The sequence below is a fragment of the Novosphingobium sp. Fuku2-ISO-50 genome, from assembly GCF_001519055.1.
Classification (GTDB): domain Bacteria; phylum Pseudomonadota; class Alphaproteobacteria; order Sphingomonadales; family Sphingomonadaceae; genus Novosphingobium.
On the sequence record NZ_KQ954293.1, the window covers coordinates 123,388 to 137,125 of the forward strand.

The 13,738-nt window shown below is 62.7% G+C and carries 15 protein-coding genes and 1 pseudogene; 3 read left to right on the forward strand and 13 right to left on the reverse strand.

Going from position 1 to position 13,738, the window contains the following annotated elements:
* Window positions 1–255 precede the first annotated feature (255 nt).
* Entirely contained in the window at window positions 256–1,689 is a 1,434-nt protein-coding gene (locus AQZ50_RS12800; protein WP_231730272.1) for an ATP-binding cassette domain-containing protein, read from the forward strand.
* Window positions 1,686–3,254, forward strand: a complete 1,569-nt coding sequence (locus AQZ50_RS12805; protein WP_067746852.1) for an amino acid ABC transporter ATP-binding/permease protein — start codon at window positions 1,686–1,688, stop codon at window positions 3,252–3,254. Before AQZ50_RS12800 ends, AQZ50_RS12805 begins: the two co-directional genes overlap by 4 nt.
* Here AQZ50_RS12805 and AQZ50_RS12810 read toward each other — a convergent pair.
* The 4 genes and pseudogenes from AQZ50_RS12810 to AQZ50_RS21250 form a co-directional block, all read right to left on the reverse strand.
* The gene (locus tag AQZ50_RS12810; protein ID WP_082703636.1) at window positions 3,251–3,643 is read right to left on the reverse strand and encodes an ArsR/SmtB family transcription factor; all 393 of its coding nucleotides are present in this window, start codon (window positions 3,641–3,643) and stop codon (window positions 3,251–3,253) included. The genes AQZ50_RS12805 and AQZ50_RS12810 overlap by 4 nt on opposite strands.
* Entirely contained in the window at window positions 3,640–4,254 is a 615-nt protein-coding gene (locus AQZ50_RS12815; protein WP_082703640.1) for a peroxiredoxin, read from the reverse strand. The genes AQZ50_RS12810 and AQZ50_RS12815 overlap by 4 nt, the downstream gene beginning before the upstream one ends.
* A 340-nt stretch (window positions 4,255–4,594) precedes the next feature.
* Window positions 4,595–5,236 carry a LysR substrate-binding domain-containing protein gene (locus tag AQZ50_RS12820; protein ID WP_231730273.1) on the reverse strand — a complete coding sequence of 214 codons (642 nt, stop codon included), beginning with the start codon at window positions 5,234–5,236 and terminating at the stop codon, window positions 4,595–4,597.
* A gap of 18 nt (window positions 5,237–5,254) precedes the next feature.
* Window positions 5,255–5,428 (reverse strand): annotated as a pseudogene (locus AQZ50_RS21250) (LysR family transcriptional regulator); the annotation flags it as partial.
* A gap of 143 nt (window positions 5,429–5,571) precedes the next feature.
* Between AQZ50_RS21250 and AQZ50_RS12825 the strand changes: the two are divergent.
* Entirely contained in the window at window positions 5,572–6,858 is a 1,287-nt protein-coding gene (locus tag AQZ50_RS12825; protein WP_067746855.1) for a chloride channel protein, read from the forward strand.
* A gap of 2 nt (window positions 6,859–6,860) precedes the next feature.
* Here AQZ50_RS12825 and AQZ50_RS12830 read toward each other — a convergent pair whose 3' ends face one another.
* From AQZ50_RS12830 to atpD, 9 genes are read right to left on the reverse strand one after another with little or no spacing between them, the layout of a single operon-like run.
* Window positions 6,861–7,757 (reverse strand): F0F1 ATP synthase subunit gamma, encoded by an 897-nt coding sequence (locus AQZ50_RS12830; RefSeq protein ID WP_067746856.1) that lies wholly within the window; start codon window positions 7,755–7,757, stop codon window positions 6,861–6,863.
* A complete protein-coding gene (locus tag AQZ50_RS12835) occupies window positions 7,754–9,307 on the reverse strand; it encodes an alternate F1F0 ATPase, F1 subunit alpha (RefSeq protein ID WP_067746857.1) in 1,554 nt (517 codons plus the stop codon). Before AQZ50_RS12835 ends, AQZ50_RS12830 begins: the two co-directional genes overlap by 4 nt.
* Window positions 9,304–10,167: a F0F1 ATP synthase subunit B family protein gene (locus AQZ50_RS12840; RefSeq protein WP_067746858.1), complete on the reverse strand. Its 864-nt coding sequence runs from the start codon at window positions 10,165–10,167 to the stop codon at window positions 9,304–9,306. The genes AQZ50_RS12835 and AQZ50_RS12840 overlap by 4 nt, the downstream gene beginning before the upstream one ends.
* 3 nt (window positions 10,168–10,170) lie before the next feature.
* Window positions 10,171–10,452 carry a F0F1 ATP synthase subunit C gene (locus AQZ50_RS12845; RefSeq protein ID WP_067746859.1) on the reverse strand — a complete coding sequence of 94 codons (282 nt, stop codon included), beginning with the start codon at window positions 10,450–10,452 and terminating at the stop codon, window positions 10,171–10,173.
* Between the two features lie 24 nt (window positions 10,453–10,476).
* A complete protein-coding gene (locus AQZ50_RS12850) occupies window positions 10,477–11,187 on the reverse strand; it encodes a F0F1 ATP synthase subunit A (RefSeq protein ID WP_067746860.1) in 711 nt (236 codons plus the stop codon).
* Window positions 11,177–11,503 carry an N-ATPase subunit AtpR gene (locus tag AQZ50_RS12855; RefSeq protein ID WP_067746861.1) on the reverse strand — a complete coding sequence of 109 codons (327 nt, stop codon included), beginning with the start codon at window positions 11,501–11,503 and terminating at the stop codon, window positions 11,177–11,179. Before AQZ50_RS12855 ends, AQZ50_RS12850 begins: the two co-directional genes overlap by 11 nt.
* Complete coding sequence (locus AQZ50_RS12860) at window positions 11,500–11,835, reverse strand: AtpZ/AtpI family protein (protein WP_067746862.1); 336 nt, start codon at window positions 11,833–11,835, stop codon at window positions 11,500–11,502. Before AQZ50_RS12860 ends, AQZ50_RS12855 begins: the two co-directional genes overlap by 4 nt.
* Window positions 11,825–12,217: a F0F1 ATP synthase subunit epsilon gene (locus tag AQZ50_RS12865; protein ID WP_067746863.1), complete on the reverse strand. Its 393-nt coding sequence runs from the start codon at window positions 12,215–12,217 to the stop codon at window positions 11,825–11,827. Before AQZ50_RS12865 ends, AQZ50_RS12860 begins: the two co-directional genes overlap by 11 nt.
* Window positions 12,214–13,680, reverse strand: a complete 1,467-nt coding sequence (gene atpD / locus AQZ50_RS12870) for a F0F1 ATP synthase subunit beta (protein WP_067746864.1) — start codon at window positions 13,678–13,680, stop codon at window positions 12,214–12,216. The genes AQZ50_RS12865 and atpD overlap by 4 nt, the downstream gene beginning before the upstream one ends.
* Between the last annotated feature and the right edge of the window lie 58 nt (window positions 13,681–13,738).

The following is a 13,738-nucleotide window of genomic DNA, read 5'->3' on the forward strand; positions in this document are numbered from 1 at the left end:
GGGCGTAGACCGGTCAATCAGCGGCGAAGCCAAAGGGGACTCACTTGCCAATTGCAGATTCATCAAATATGATATTTTCATAATATGGTCAACCCGACACTCCAGGCATTCGCCCGCATCCGCCCCAACCGTACGACAACGGTGTGGTGGTTGGCGGACAGTCTCGGCGCCCTGCCTGTGGCCGCAGGCATTGCGCTCGCGGTGAATGCACGGATAGGGGCAGGATCACCCCTGCCCGCCCTGGCGGTTCCCGCCTTGCTGCTCATCGCTGGCGGCTGGTTTCGCGGAGCGGCGGTCTGGCGCGCAACCATCACCGGCCATGCTGCCGCGACGATCGTCAAGGCCCGGCTCAGGGCGCTGGTGCATCCGGCCCTGCTGCCCAGCCGGGTGATCCGGAGCAGCCTGATTGGCCAGGACATGCACCTGGCGGTGGATTCGATCATCGCGACCGAAGGCCAAATCGCGCGATTCCTGCCTTTGCGTGCAGCCAGCAGCTTGTCCCCCTTGTTTATTGCCCTGGCCGTCGCACCGGCCAGTTGGGTCTCCAGCCTGATCATGCTTGTGACCCTGATGCCTTTTGTCCTGGCTCTGGTGCTGGCCGGCGGCGCAGCCGCGCGCCGGGCGGAAAGCCAGCATGTCGCGCTTAACCGCCTGACCGGGCTGTTTGTCGACCGCTTGCGCTGTCTGCCGACGATTCTGGGCTTTTCTGCCGAGGACCGCATTGCCCGCCATCTTGGTACGGCGGCCACCGATGTCGCACGGCGCACGATGGATGTGCTGGCAATCGCCTTTGCATCGAGTGCGATTCTGGAATTCTTTGCCGCACTGTCGGTGGCGCTGGTGGCGGTCTATTGCGGCTTTTCCCTGCTGGGCCTGCTCCCGTTTGCCGCGCCCGAGGCGATGACCGGGGTGCGCGCCTTTTACACGCTCGCACTGGCGCCCGAATTCTATCTGGCCATGCGCCGCCTTGCCGCCGCCTATCACGACAAGCAGCAGGGCGAAGCGGCTTTGGCCGCGATCACCACCGAACTGGCGAAAATACCGGCGGCGACCGAGCCGATCGCCACACCGTCAACCATCGCCGGTGATCGCGTCGCGCTTGCCCATCGCGGCGGCGCGACGATCGGCCCGCTCGATTGGCGCTGGTCGAGCCCGGGTCTTCACGTGATCGCTGGCCCGACCGGAGCAGGAAAAAGCACGTTGCTGCTCGCCCTGGTCGGCCAGGTGCCGATCGTGGCGGGCGAAATAACCACCGATGAATCCATATTTGTGCCGGGCGCACTCAATGCGGCGATTGGCTGGTCCGGGCAGCAGGTGGCGCTGCTGCCCGGCAGCTTGCGCGACAATCTGGCGATGGGCCAGGCCGACGACCCGGAGATGGCTGCCTGCCTGCACAGTCTGGGCCTTGGCCCGATGCTGGCGCAGCGCGGCGGGCTGAGCATGATGATCGATCATCGCGGCTCCGGCTTGTCAGGTGGCGAACGGCGGCGGATTGGCCTTGCACGCGCTATCCTGTCGGGCCGACCGATCCTCTTGCTGGACGAGCCGACCGCCGACCTCGATGAAGACACCGCCGCCAAGATCCGCGCTGTCCTGGACAATCTGGCGTCACATCGCATGGTGATCGCGGCCAGCCATGATTCCGAGCTGGTTGCCATGGCCCATACCGTGCTGGAGATCGCGCCTTGATCGGACTGGTGGCAGCCGCGCTCGCCGGACAACGGCGGATCATGTTGGCGGGGATTGCCTGTGCGGTGCTCGCGGCGCTGTCGGCGGTCGGATTGCTGGCCGTCTCGGGCCTGTTTCTGGCAGGAGCGACCATTGCGGGTGCCTCAGGCATCGCGGCAGTGCAGGCGTTCAACTACCTGTTGCCCAGCGCGGCCATCCGCGCCGCAGCGATCATCCGCACCGGGACGCGCTATGGCGAGCGCATGTTTGGCCACCGCGCCGCGTTGTTCGCGCTGGCGCAAGTGCGCACCGGCCTGTTCCGCCGCGTGGCTGCCGGCGCGCTGGCCGGCAACATTCCGGGCCGTCCCGGAGAGCTTGCGACGCGGCTGGGCAAAGATGTCGATGCCTTGGAAGATTCGGTCATCCGTCGCATTTCGCGCCCCGGCGCATGGGCGTCTGGAACCGCCGGACTGGTCGGCGCGCTGGCGATGGGCTGGCGCGCGTCCGCGGTCTATCTGGTCGCGCTGGCTGCCATGCGGGTGACGGCGCGAGGCATGGCCATCCACCGTCTGCCGCCGCTGCAAGCCCGGCTTGCCGCCGCTTACGCTGCCCTTCAGGCCGATTATGCCGACATGGCGGGCCCTTCGGCCGATATTATGGTCTATGGCCTGGCCCCGGCACTGACTCGCGCGCTGGATCGCCCGGCACAGGCCCACGACGAAGCCCGAATGGCGCTGGCCCGGGCAGAAGCGGCAATACAGGCAGTGCAAACGATCGTCGCCACGACAGCGATTGCCGCCATGACGCTGACGGGGCGCGGACCGGCGCCGGCCTTCGCGTTTGGCCTGCTGGCGGCGATGGCCGCGTTCGAAGGCTGGGGTGGATTGGCTGCGTCCGATCTGCGGGCGCAAGAGGTGGAACAAGCCGCCCGGCGCCTCGCCGCGCTCGACGGCGACACCACCCGTGGCAAAGTTCACCCGCTCATGCACGACGCGCCTGTTCTCGGTCTGTGCGGTGTGGAATGCACACCGGGCAGTCGGGTGCTGATTGCCGGCGCTTCGGGTGCGGGCAAGACCCGGCTCGTGGAAACCCTGCTCGGCCTGCGGCATGACGCGCCCCAGGATCTGCGTATCAATGGGCAACCACCCGAGACATGGGGGCTGGTCGGCTTGCGTGGAGCTTTTGCCCTCTGCGCGCAGGATGCCGCCATGATTGCGGGCAGTGTCGCCGACAATCTGGGCCTGGCACGGCCCGGCGTCACGCCTGCAGAAATGTGGGACGCACTGACCGTCGCATGTGCAGCCGACATGGTCCGCGCCCTTCCCGATGGCCTGAACCAGTGGCTCGGCGGCGACGGCGCACGCCTGTCGGGCGGTCAGCGGCGACGCCTTGCCCTCGCCCGCGCGGTGCTGGCCGAACGGCCATGGCTGGTCCTGGATGAACCCAGCGAAGGGTTGGACACAGCGACCGAAAGCGATCTGATCGGCCGCCTTGACGCATGGCTGCGCGAGACGGGAACCGGTTTGCTGCTGATCAGCCATCGTCCGGCAATGGCGATGCTGGCCGATCAGGTCGTGCCGATCTAAACGCGTGGTTCGACCCGGGCGAACATCGCGGCGCTGATCCCGCAGGCTTCCGGCTTCGATTCCGGCACTCGGATTTCCGGTTCCATACCCTCTGCCGGACCGATAATGTCGTGAAGGTTGGCCATCACCCGACCCAACCGATGGCTGGCGAGACTGTAAAAAACCTGCTTGGCCTCACGGCGGGTCAACACCAGACCAGCCTTGCGCAACAACGCCAGTTGTTGACTGACCAGCGCGGGGCCCTGACCGGTATCAGCCACAAGCTCACCGACGCCTCGCTCGCCCCGCGCAAGAATGCCGAGCAGTTCCAGCCGCATGGGATGCCCGATCAGCCGCAATTCCTCGACCAGTCGAGCCGTATCCACGGGAGGTTGGTCACCCGCGCTCATGCCTCACCCGACTTTCGGTAAAACCAACTCGTCGGCCCGCTGGCAGCAAAGACTGCATCAGCCGTAAATTCCGGGGGGGACAGCACTGCATCGCCGGGCTGCCAGCCTTCAGGCGTCATGACTGTACCGTCATGCGTCCGCACCAGTGCGGCCAGTGTCCGCAGCATTTCGTCGACCGAGCGACCAACACCGATGGGATAAAACGTGGTCGCCATCAGCACGCCGTCCGGATTGATGTAATAGACAGCGCGCACGGAAGCAGCATGGCGCACATCGGCGTGCACCATGCCAAACGCGCGCGCGATCTCGAGCGTCGGATCTTCAACGATCGGAAACGGCACGACCACCCCCAGATCATCGCGGATCGCGCGGATCCAGGCCAGATGCGAGAACAGACTATCGACCGAATGTCCGAGCAGGCTGCATCCCAGCGCCTCGAACCGGCCTGCAGCGGCCGCGATGGCCATGAACTCGCTGGTGCAAACCGGAGTGAAATCAGCCGGATGCGAAAAGAATATCAACCAGCGCCCGCGAAAGTCGGACAAGCGCATCATCCCCTGCGTGGTGCGCGCAGCAAAATTGGGCACGGTATCGCCAATGCGCAGCGACATGTCAGGTGCGGTCAAGCTGACGGAAGGCGCGCTGCCGGGTTGCATCAATCAATTGTCCTTTGCGGGCAATGTACCCCATTGCCATATTGACACATAGTGATAATGACAAATTGATAGTGATCAATCCCGATAAGCAGGTGGACACTTGGTCCATGCCCTGAAGCAAAGGCACGCTTGGCGGGTGGGGCACCACGATTGGCGCTCTGTCCCTGCCCGATCAGGTGGCAGGCGATGATCACCCGTGCGTGGAGATGTTGCGCGACCGCACTCAGATCTGCTGATCAATAAGCGCCTGCTGCGCCGATACCCGCGATGACCAATATCCGCTGTTGGCTGAAGGCTACGTCCCGTGACGTCGCGCAAGGGCGATCAGCGCCTCGCATATCGTCGCATCCAGCGAAGCGCGCCAGCAGATGAACGGGGAAAATTCAACGCTGGGAACGCCTTCGACGATGGCCAGCTTGCCCTCGTGCAAATGCCGCGTCGCCATGCGTTCCGGAACAAATCCCGCACCACCGGCGCTTGTCAGCCATTCGAGCGACAGGATGCCAAGTTCAAGCTCGATGCCTGTCGGGGGCAGATCGCCCATTCTTGCGCGAATTTCCGCATTGGCGCTTTCGCCCCAGTCGAAATGCACGAAAATATCGCGCCACTCACGCTCAGGCATGCTCGACACCAGGACCAGACGGTCGGCAACCAACTGCTCGATGCGGATACCATTGCGCAACACAGGGTCATACAGAAAGGCCATGTCCAGTTCGCCATCGGCGAGCGCCCGGTTGATCTGCGCGGGCGCTGCGGCCGAAGCACGAACCGCGATATCGGGCCGGGCATGTGTCAGCTCATTCAGCATGGGGATCAAAAGCGTCGGCCACAGCGCGTGCTGCCCTCCGATGCGCAGGCTGTGATGGTAACGGGCGGGCAGGTTCACGCGGGAATGCCCAATTTCCCAAGCCCGGACCATCGCCTGCGCCGGCTCCATGAACCGGTGCCCCGCCTGGGTCAGGCGGCACCCCCGCTTGTCGCGTTCGAAAAGGCGTGCGCCGAGCAAGAGCTCAAGTTGCTTGATCCGCTCGGTAACCGCCGAAGCGCTGGCATGCACGCGCGTCGATGCGGCGATGAAGCTGCCCGTTTCGGCTGCGGCGATGAAAGTTCGCACGAGATGCACATCCATTTCAATTTCGATATACAAAATTATAACTGCAAACAATCGCGATTTTCAGCGCTCAATCCGGATGGTATCGCCCAAACCCAGTGGCAAACGTCAGCCCTTGGGGGTGGGGGCCGATCGTCACCAGCCGATCTGTTTGGAGATTTATGAGTCCTGGTCGCACGTTGTTCGAAGCCGGGCGCTCCCGGATCGGAGTGTTTCGCACGCGCTTCGCCGCAATTGCAGGAGCGGTTCTGCTCAGCCTCGTGGCGATTGCTTTTGCGCGGTGCGGGGAATGGGCGCAGCAGCAGTTCCTGCGCCTCTATTACGCCTATCACTGGGCTCCTGCGGTCGTCACGCCGTCGATATTTGCCGCGACGGCACTGATCACCCGCCGCTGGTTTCCCGAAGCGCGCGGGTCGGGCATTCCACAAGTGATGGCTGCCGGGCATAATCCGGCGCGCGGCGGAACCGGCCCGCTGGTGTCTCTGCCGACGGCAGCCGCCAAGTTTCTTGGCACGCTTGCGATGTTGCTGGCGGGGGGATCCGCCGGACGCGAAGGGCCGACCGTGCAAATCAGCGCCGCCGTCGTCGCGGCGGTTCACCGTTGGCTGCGCGTCCCGATTACAACAGGAGTGATCATCGCCGGTGGCGCGGCCGGGGTCGCTGCCGCATTCAACACGCCATTGGCCGGGGTTGCCTTTGCCATCGAGGAACTGGCGTCAGCGTTTGAGCAGCGTGTCGCAGCCTATGTCATGGCCGCGGTGATGATTTCAGGCCTCGTCAGTCTGGGGCTCTATGGCGACTATGTCTATTTCGGCGTGGTCACGCAGAGCATGCCCCTGAAATCCATGCTGATGGTTGCACCTGTCGCCGGCGTTCTGGGCGGTATCGCTGGAGGCCTGTTTTCGCGTGCGTTGATCGCGCAGGCCTGGTCGTACTGGCCGGTATTCGGCAAGCTCAGGGCTCATCCCCTGCTGCTGGCGCTCGGTTGTGGCGCCATCGTCGCAGCGACGGGACTGGCAACGGACGGTCTTAGCTGGGGCACCGGCTATGAAACCACGCGCGCCTTGCTATCGGGCCAGACGGCTCCTGCGACTTTTGGCATCGCCAAATTTGTCGCAACGCTGGCAACCGCGATGAGCGGCGCGCCGGGGGGCATCTTTGCGCCGTCGCTTTCGGTTGGCGCGGGCATGGGGCAACTGGTTGCAATGCTCTTTCCGGGCAATGCGCCCGGGGCGATCGTGCTGCTCGGTATGATCGGCTATTTTACCGGCGTGGTTCGCGCACCGCTGACTGCGGTCATCATCATGATGGAAATGACCGACGACCGCATGATGATCCTGCCGCTGTTTGCCACGGCGCTGATCGCCGATTGGGTAAGCGCCCTGATCTGCCGGCACAAACTCTACCACGCCCTTTCGCGACAGTTTCGGCAACCGGGCGTGGTTTGAAGCTAAAGGAGATCGCTTCCTCCCAATGCATCAAATCCCGAGATCACGTCGAAAAGCTCTTCGTCGATGCTGCTCTGGCGCAACTGGTTGAATTCGCCATGAAGCGAATTCAACAGGTCATTGATGTTCTTGTCCGCCCGCTGCATCGCCGCAAGACGGCTTGCATTCTCGCTGGCCAGAGATTCGGCGCAAGCCCGGAACAGCGAGATGAAAAGATATTCCCGGATCAGCGCACGCAGTGTCCTGGTGCGGGGCCCCATGACTTCGGGCAAATTGCCGGATGGCCAGCCGATGTTGGCCAAATTCCGTTGCCATTGCGTATCGAGCGGCAACAGCCGCTGACTGACCGGATCGTAAAGAGCCCCCGCTTTTGGACGATTGTGAAACACCCATAGCGATGTGTTTCCACTGGCGTGCCGTTGCGTTTCGCTCTCGATCTGGAGCTGCGCGACCAGCGGCGCGATTGCCTGAACGGAATTGGGAACCGCAAAAAGTCCGATCGGGGCCACGCCTGCTTCGGCCAGACGCGCATGAACCCGCTCACCGACAGCCCAGACTTGTGCCTTGCCCGGCAGCGCGGCCAGCGCCTGGATGGCATAGTCGGCGATGACGTCGTTGAATTGCCCGACCAATCCCTGGTCTGACCCAAACACGATCGCGCGGATGGCGTGGGTCTTGGCTGATCCCGCGTGTTCGTCTGCGGTTGATACCGGCCTGTGTTCTCGAAAACAGGCGCTAAGCCCCAGCTCAACGGCCCGATAATAGTCGGCCAGCGAACGCACGGATTTTTCGTATTGGCCGATGCTTGAGGCCGCCAGCGCTTTCATCGTGCGGACAACGGACTGGAGGTCGCCCGCACTGGCAATCTTGCGGCGCAGAGTCTCCGACGTGTCGCTCATGGTCTGGCTTCGGGTTCCGGTTTGGCCTGGAAAGAGACGAGCGCCTGGCGGGCGATTTCAAGGATGGCAGCGCGATCCGCATCGCTCAGTTTGTCGGCGCTTTCGAAGCGCGCGCGCACGTCCGCCGGGATCATGGCTGCGGCCGTTTTGACCGCCTGCTCCGCCTCCGCCATGCGTTCCAGCGCCACGGGGGCAAAGAGGTCCGCCGTCAGGGCCAGCAGAACCGCGATTTGCGCCGGAACCGACACCGGTGCGCCTTCCGCCTGTTTGAGACAGGCGCGAATGCGGCGCCCGTGATCGATGATCTTGCGCGTGTCCTCATCCAGCCGGGCACCGAAACGGGCGAACGTTTCCAGTTCCTCAAACTGCGCATAGGCAAGCTTCAGGTCGCCGGCCACGGCGCGATAGGCGGCGCGCTGCGCCTTGCCGCCAACGCGCGAAACCGATTTCCCCACATCGACAGCCGGCAGTACGCCCAGTTCGAACAGCGATGGCGAGAGATAGATTTGCCCATCCGTAATGGAAATCAGGTTGGTGGGAATATAGGCGGACATATTCTGCGCTTCGGTTTCGATGATCGGCAGCGCCGTAAGCGAACCCCCGCCGAGTTCCTCGCGCAAATGCGTCGCCCGTTCGAGCAGGCGCGCATGAATGTAAAAGATGTCACCGGGAAATGCCTCCCGCCCGGGGGGCCGCCGCAACAGCAATGACAATTCGCGGTAGGCGCGGGCATGATGCGTGAGATCGTCATAAACGATCAGCACATCGCGGCCATGTTCCATGAAATATTCTGCGATGCTGGTCGCGGCATAAGGCGCGATGTAAGTAAGGCCCGGCGGGTCGTTGCCCTCGGTCACGACGAGCACGGTGTAATCCATCGCACCCTTTTCCCGCAGCGTTGCCACAGCCTTTGCGACTGCCGACGTGCGCTGACCGATGGCGCAATAGATGCAAACCACATTCTTGTCGCGTTGATTGAGAATGGTATCGATCGCGATCGAAGTCTTGCCGGTCTGCCGGTCGCCGAGAATCAGCTCTCGCTGGCCGCGCCCGACCGGAATGAGCGCATCGATGACTTTGAGCCCGGTCTGGAGCGGGACCGTAACCGGCGCACGATCCATGATAGGCGGTGCCGTGCGCTCGATCGGTCGATGCTCACTGGCAGGCACCGGGCCTTGGCCATCGAGCGGCCGGCCAAGCGGATCGATGACACGTCCGAGCAAAGCGTCACCCACAATGACATCCATGACCCGCCCGGTGCGTGTGACCTGATCGCCGGTTTGCAGATGCCAATAGTCGCCGAGCAGCACGACGCCGATTTCGGCCTCGTCCACATTGAAAGCCACGCCGAGCAAGCCGCCCGGAAATTGCACCAGTTCCTCAAACCCCACGCCGGGCAGGCCCGAAACCTTGGCGATACCGGTGGCAATGCTGGTGATCGTGCCCACCTCGCGCGGCGTCAGTTGCGGCGTAAAGGCCTCGCGCGCCTCGCCCATGCCGGCAAACGTGCGGTCGAAGAGATTTGCCAGGCTTTCGGGTTTGGCGGTCATGAATGTGCCGCTTTGGGCTTGGGCGCTTTCGGGCTGGAGGCGCTTTTGGCCTTCCGCTTCGGCGCGGGTTCGGGTTCCGCCTTTGGCCCGGCTTCAGACTGCCCCTTTGCTTGCACAAGCTCGCCAACGCCCTGTTCCAGTGAGGCGAGGTAGTCCGCGATGCTCCAGCCGATCTTTTGCCCGCTCGCGGTGAGTTCGATCCCGCTGACCAGATCGGGCGAGGTTGCGAACCGCACCGGAATATCGGCTGCAAAGGTCTCTTTGAGCGCTTTCGTGACGACCGAGCGCTGCGCCTCCGGCAGGTCAAAGGCACTGCGCACGACCACCGGCTCCGTGGCGGCCTTGAGCGCTTCGCCGAAGTCGAGTTTGGCTTTGCCGTCCATCAATCGCAGGCGACGGGCGAACAGGTCGACCATGCATTCTTCAAGGCTGGTCGAGGCAAGGTCTGCCAAAGCCTGGCGCGCGATGGCGAACACTTCCTGCTCGGCCCGGCGACGGATGGCCTGGTTCAGGTTGGCGGCATCGCTTTGCAGCGCTTCCCGGCGCTTGGCGGCCAGGGCATCGGCAGCCTTGCGTGCTTCATCGAGAAGTCTCTGCCGCTCGGCGTCTGCCTCCTGCGTCGCTTTGGCCAGAAGAGCGGCGCGCTGCCGGTCGAACTCTGCGTTCTTGTGCTCATAGGCGTCGCGCTCTTTTTGCGCCTCCGCCTTCCTGGAGGCAGCGTCGGCAAGTTCTGCGGCGATCCGCTTTTCGCGCGCATCCACTGCGCCCAGGATCGGTTTGTAAAGAAAGCGCTTCAGCAACCACACCAGGATGATGAAGTTGAGCGCCTGAGCACCGACAGTGAACCAATCGATCAGCATGAATTACTTCCCTGCGGAATGGGCGATGACGTAATTCCAGAACGGATTGGCAAAAATGAGAATCATCGAGACCACGAAGCAATAAATCGCGATGGATTCGATCATCGCCAGGCCCACAAACAGAGTCCGCGTGATCGTCGTGGCCGCATCGGGTTGCTGCGCCAGAGAACTCAAGGCCGTTGCGACTGCGCGGCCCTCGCCAAGCGCAGGCCCGATGCTCCCCAGGGCGATCGTCAGACCAGCGGTGACGATTGAAGCGATGGCAATCAGCGTCATGCTATCCATGGTATCTCCTGTTGTTTCCGTGGCTCATGGCTGGACAGCCGGTATCGGCTTCGCCTTTGGGCCGCGCGTGTTGTGGCCGCGCGTGGCGGCGGCGATATAAACGCCCGCCAGAATGCTGAAGATATAGGCCTGCACCATGCCGGTGAGCAGACCAAGCGCACTCATCGCGATCGGAAAGATGAACGGCGTGATAGTCAGCAGAATGGCGAGAATCATGGTCCCGCTCATCATGTTGCCAAACAGGCGCACCGCCAGCGCCAGCGTGCGCGACAGTTCGCTGATAATGTTGAACGGCAGCATGATGATTGTCGGCTCGGCATAGGACCTGAGATAGCCCCCCAGCCCCTGCGCCTTGATTCCGAAAAACGGCACGACCACAAATACGCACAGCGCAAGCGCCGCAGTGGTCGATAGCGAACCGGTCGGCGGCTCATAGCCGGGAATAATGGTGCAAATGCTGGCCGATGCGACGAACAGGAACAGGGTGCCCAGAAAGCCGAGATAGATTTCCGGGGAACGCAGACCGACATCCTCGATTTGCTGCATGATGCCGGTGACAATGATCTCCAGCAGGTTCTGCCAGCGCGACCGTTGCAGGTCTGTGGAAAGATGGCGGGTGATGCGCTTTGAGCCGACCGCGAGCACGGCCATCAAGCCCCATGTAAAGGCAATCGTCCCGTTGATTTTGATGAACCCATACTGCCACAGGATCATCTGATCGGCACTAAGGCGCATAAGGGGCCTCCATCTCTGGCACACCCGAGGGTGCAAGCGGCGGTCGGGGCGGATTTCGGGTCAGGCGCTTCACCATGGCGCGCGCGAGCACCGTGCCGAGCAGGCACATCGCCCACCGCCGCCAATCATCGCGCCCGACGAAATAGAATCCGGCCAGCAAAATGCTCATCCGCAGCACCATGCTGCCAAGGAACCAAAGCGCCGGCTGCGGCGACGCCAGCCCCTTGATCACGGTCCACCACAGGCCGCCGAAGAAGAATGCCCCCAGCAACAGGCCTGCCGCCAACGGTATGGCAAGGCTCAAGAGTGCATTCATTCGCTGTCCTCCTGTTCCTCGGCGATCGCCTTGTCCTCCTTGGCGACCCAGTGCCAGGCGTTGAAACAACCGATGGCGAGCCCGGCCATCAACAAGGCCAGCGTCCAGGGATGCCTGCCCGGATAATGACTATCCAGCCACATCCCGAGCGTTGCACCGAGCAGCGTCGGCACGACGACCGACCAGCCAATGAGCCCCATCATGCCAAAGCCAAACCAGACGCCGCGCCCGGCATTGGCCCTTGCCCTGATCTTGCGCGCCGCGTTCCGGCCAAGCCTCGCGCTAAACGATGCATTTGATTTATCTAATTTTTCTTTGGATTCATCGGTCATAATGAAGGCCCGCCATCCGCCGAATGAGGTCGGCCTCCATTTTCGCCAGCATCGAACGCATGGTCTGTTCGCGTTCATCCAGGGCAAGGAAATCGCGTTCCACAGCCTCGCGCAACTGGCCCAGATCTGCGCCGCCAAGCGCGCGGCGCACGGATACGAGCACGTCCTGGCCGGCCTTGACGAGCACCCCTTCATCGATCGCCACAAAGACCTCGCCGTCAGATTCCGAACTGTAGGTCAAAATTCCGGGCGACAGGGCCGCCACACAATCAAGCCGGTGCGGCAGGAGCCCGACCGAACCCTGGCGCGTTTCGACGACAATGCGGGACACGCCCGTCTTCTCGGCGAATATCTGGAACGGCAGGAGCACCTTGAGATTCATGCGCCGCCTGCGTCCATGTGCGCCGGACTGCGTTTGTCGGATGCGTCCTTGCCTGCCGCCTGTGCTTCCGGTTTCGACTTTGCCTTCGCTTCGTCAATCGCCCCGATCATGTAGAGCGCGCTTTCGGGATAATCCTTGAATTCGTCGTTCAGAATGCGTTCGCACCCATCCAGAGCATCAGCGAGGCTGACGATTTTTCCCTTGATGCCGGTGAACTGCTCGGTCGTGAAAAACGGCTGTGTCAGAAATCGCTCGAGACGGCGCGCACGTTCGACAACGTCGCGGTCCCCCGGCGAAAGCTGCTCCAGCCCGAGCATCGCGATAATGTCCTTGAGTTCGGCATATTGGGCAAGAGTGCGCCGGATTTCCTGCGCGAGAGCGTAATGCCGTTCGCCGACAATGCCGGGCGTTGCCATCTTCGAGCTGGATTGCAGCGGATCGATGGCCGGAAAAAGCCCTTCGCTCGCGCGTTTGCGCGAAAGTACGATCGATGCCGAAAGATGCGAAAAGGTATGGACCGCCGCCGGATCAGTGAAATCATCCGCCGGGACATAGACAGCCTGGATCGAGGTAATCGCGCCGGTATCGGTGTTGGCGATCCGTTCTTCGAGGCCGGACAGCTCTGTGCCCATGGTCGGTTGATAGCCGAGCCGGGATGGCATCTGTCCCATCAGGCCGGAAACCTCCATGCCCGCCTGGATGAACCGGAATATGTTATCCACCAGCAGCAACACGTCCCGGTGCGCGTCGTCCCGGAAATACTCGGCCATCGTCAGCGCCGCATGCCCGACGCGAAACCGGGCGCCGGGGGGCTCGTTCATCTGTCCAAACAACATCACCATGTTCGGCAGGACGCCGGCTTCGTTCATGGCCTCGTAAAGCTCTTCGCCTTCGCGACAACGCTCGCCGATACCGCAAAAAATGCTGACGCCGTCGTGATGGCCGATCATGTTGTGAATCATTTCGGTCAGCAGCACGGTCTTGCCGACACCCGCTCCGCCGAAAAGCCCCGCCTTGCCGCCGCGCTCCAGCGGCACGAGCACGTCGATAACCTTGATTCCGGTTTCAAAGACTTCCGACTTGGTGGACCGTCGCGCCAGCGACGGCGGGGCCTGATGGACCGAACGCCATTCGACGTCGGACAAAGCTGCCCCGCGATCTATGGTATTGCCAAATACGTCAAACATGCGCGAAAGCACGGCTTTGCCGACCGGCGCTTTCAACGGGCCGCCCGTGTCCTTCACCGGCATGCCACGCGCCAGCCCTTGCGTAGGGGTCAGTGCGATCCCGCGTACATGATACGCATCCCGCTGCGCCAGAACCTCGATAATGATCCGGTCATCCGGGCCTGTGACCAACATCGTATAAACCGGCGGCAGATGCCCGTCGAAGCGAACGTCCACGACACTGCCCCGCACCGAAGCAACGATCCCAAAATTCGCAAGGCCGGTTTTGCTGTCCATATTTTCTCGCGCCGAGGGAACGTCCGTTCGATCATAGGCCCGTCCCTGGAAATTTGTA

Bases quoted from the DNA above. Each gene is read 5' to 3' on its own strand.
- AQZ50_RS12835 (WP_067746857.1), bottom strand. From the start codon at position 9,307: ATGACCGCCAAACCCGAAAGCCTGGCAAATCTCTTCGACCGCACGTTT.
- AQZ50_RS12820 (WP_231730273.1), bottom strand. From the start codon at position 5,236: ATGGAGCCGGCGCAGGCGATGGTCCGGGCTTGGGAAATTGGGCATTCC.
- AQZ50_RS12830 (WP_067746856.1), bottom strand. From the start codon at position 7,757: ATGAGCGACACGTCGGAGACTCTGCGCCGCAAGATTGCCAGTGCGGGC.
- AQZ50_RS12860 (WP_067746862.1), bottom strand. From the start codon at position 11,835: ATGACCGATGAATCCAAAGAAAAATTAGATAAATCAAATGCATCGTTT.
- AQZ50_RS12850 (WP_067746860.1), bottom strand. From the start codon at position 11,187: ATGCGCCTTAGTGCCGATCAGATGATCCTGTGGCAGTATGGGTTCATC.
- AQZ50_RS12825 (WP_067746855.1), top strand. From the start codon at position 5,572: ATGAGTCCTGGTCGCACGTTGTTCGAAGCCGGGCGCTCCCGGATCGGA.
- AQZ50_RS12810 (WP_082703636.1), bottom strand. From the start codon at position 3,643: ATGAGCGCGGGTGACCAACCTCCCGTGGATACGGCTCGACTGGTCGAG.
- AQZ50_RS12855 (WP_067746861.1), bottom strand. From the start codon at position 11,503: ATGAATGCACTCTTGAGCCTTGCCATACCGTTGGCGGCAGGCCTGTTG.
- atpD (WP_067746864.1), bottom strand. From the start codon at position 13,680: ATGGACAGCAAAACCGGCCTTGCGAATTTTGGGATCGTTGCTTCGGTG.
- AQZ50_RS12840 (WP_067746858.1), bottom strand. From the start codon at position 10,167: ATGCTGATCGATTGGTTCACTGTCGGTGCTCAGGCGCTCAACTTCATC.
- AQZ50_RS12865 (WP_067746863.1), bottom strand. From the start codon at position 12,217: ATGAATCTCAAGGTGCTCCTGCCGTTCCAGATATTCGCCGAGAAGACG.
- AQZ50_RS12815 (WP_082703640.1), bottom strand. From the start codon at position 4,254: ATGTCGCTGCGCATTGGCGATACCGTGCCCAATTTTGCTGCGCGCACC.
- AQZ50_RS12845 (WP_067746859.1), bottom strand. From the start codon at position 10,452: ATGGATAGCATGACGCTGATTGCCATCGCTTCAATCGTCACCGCTGGT.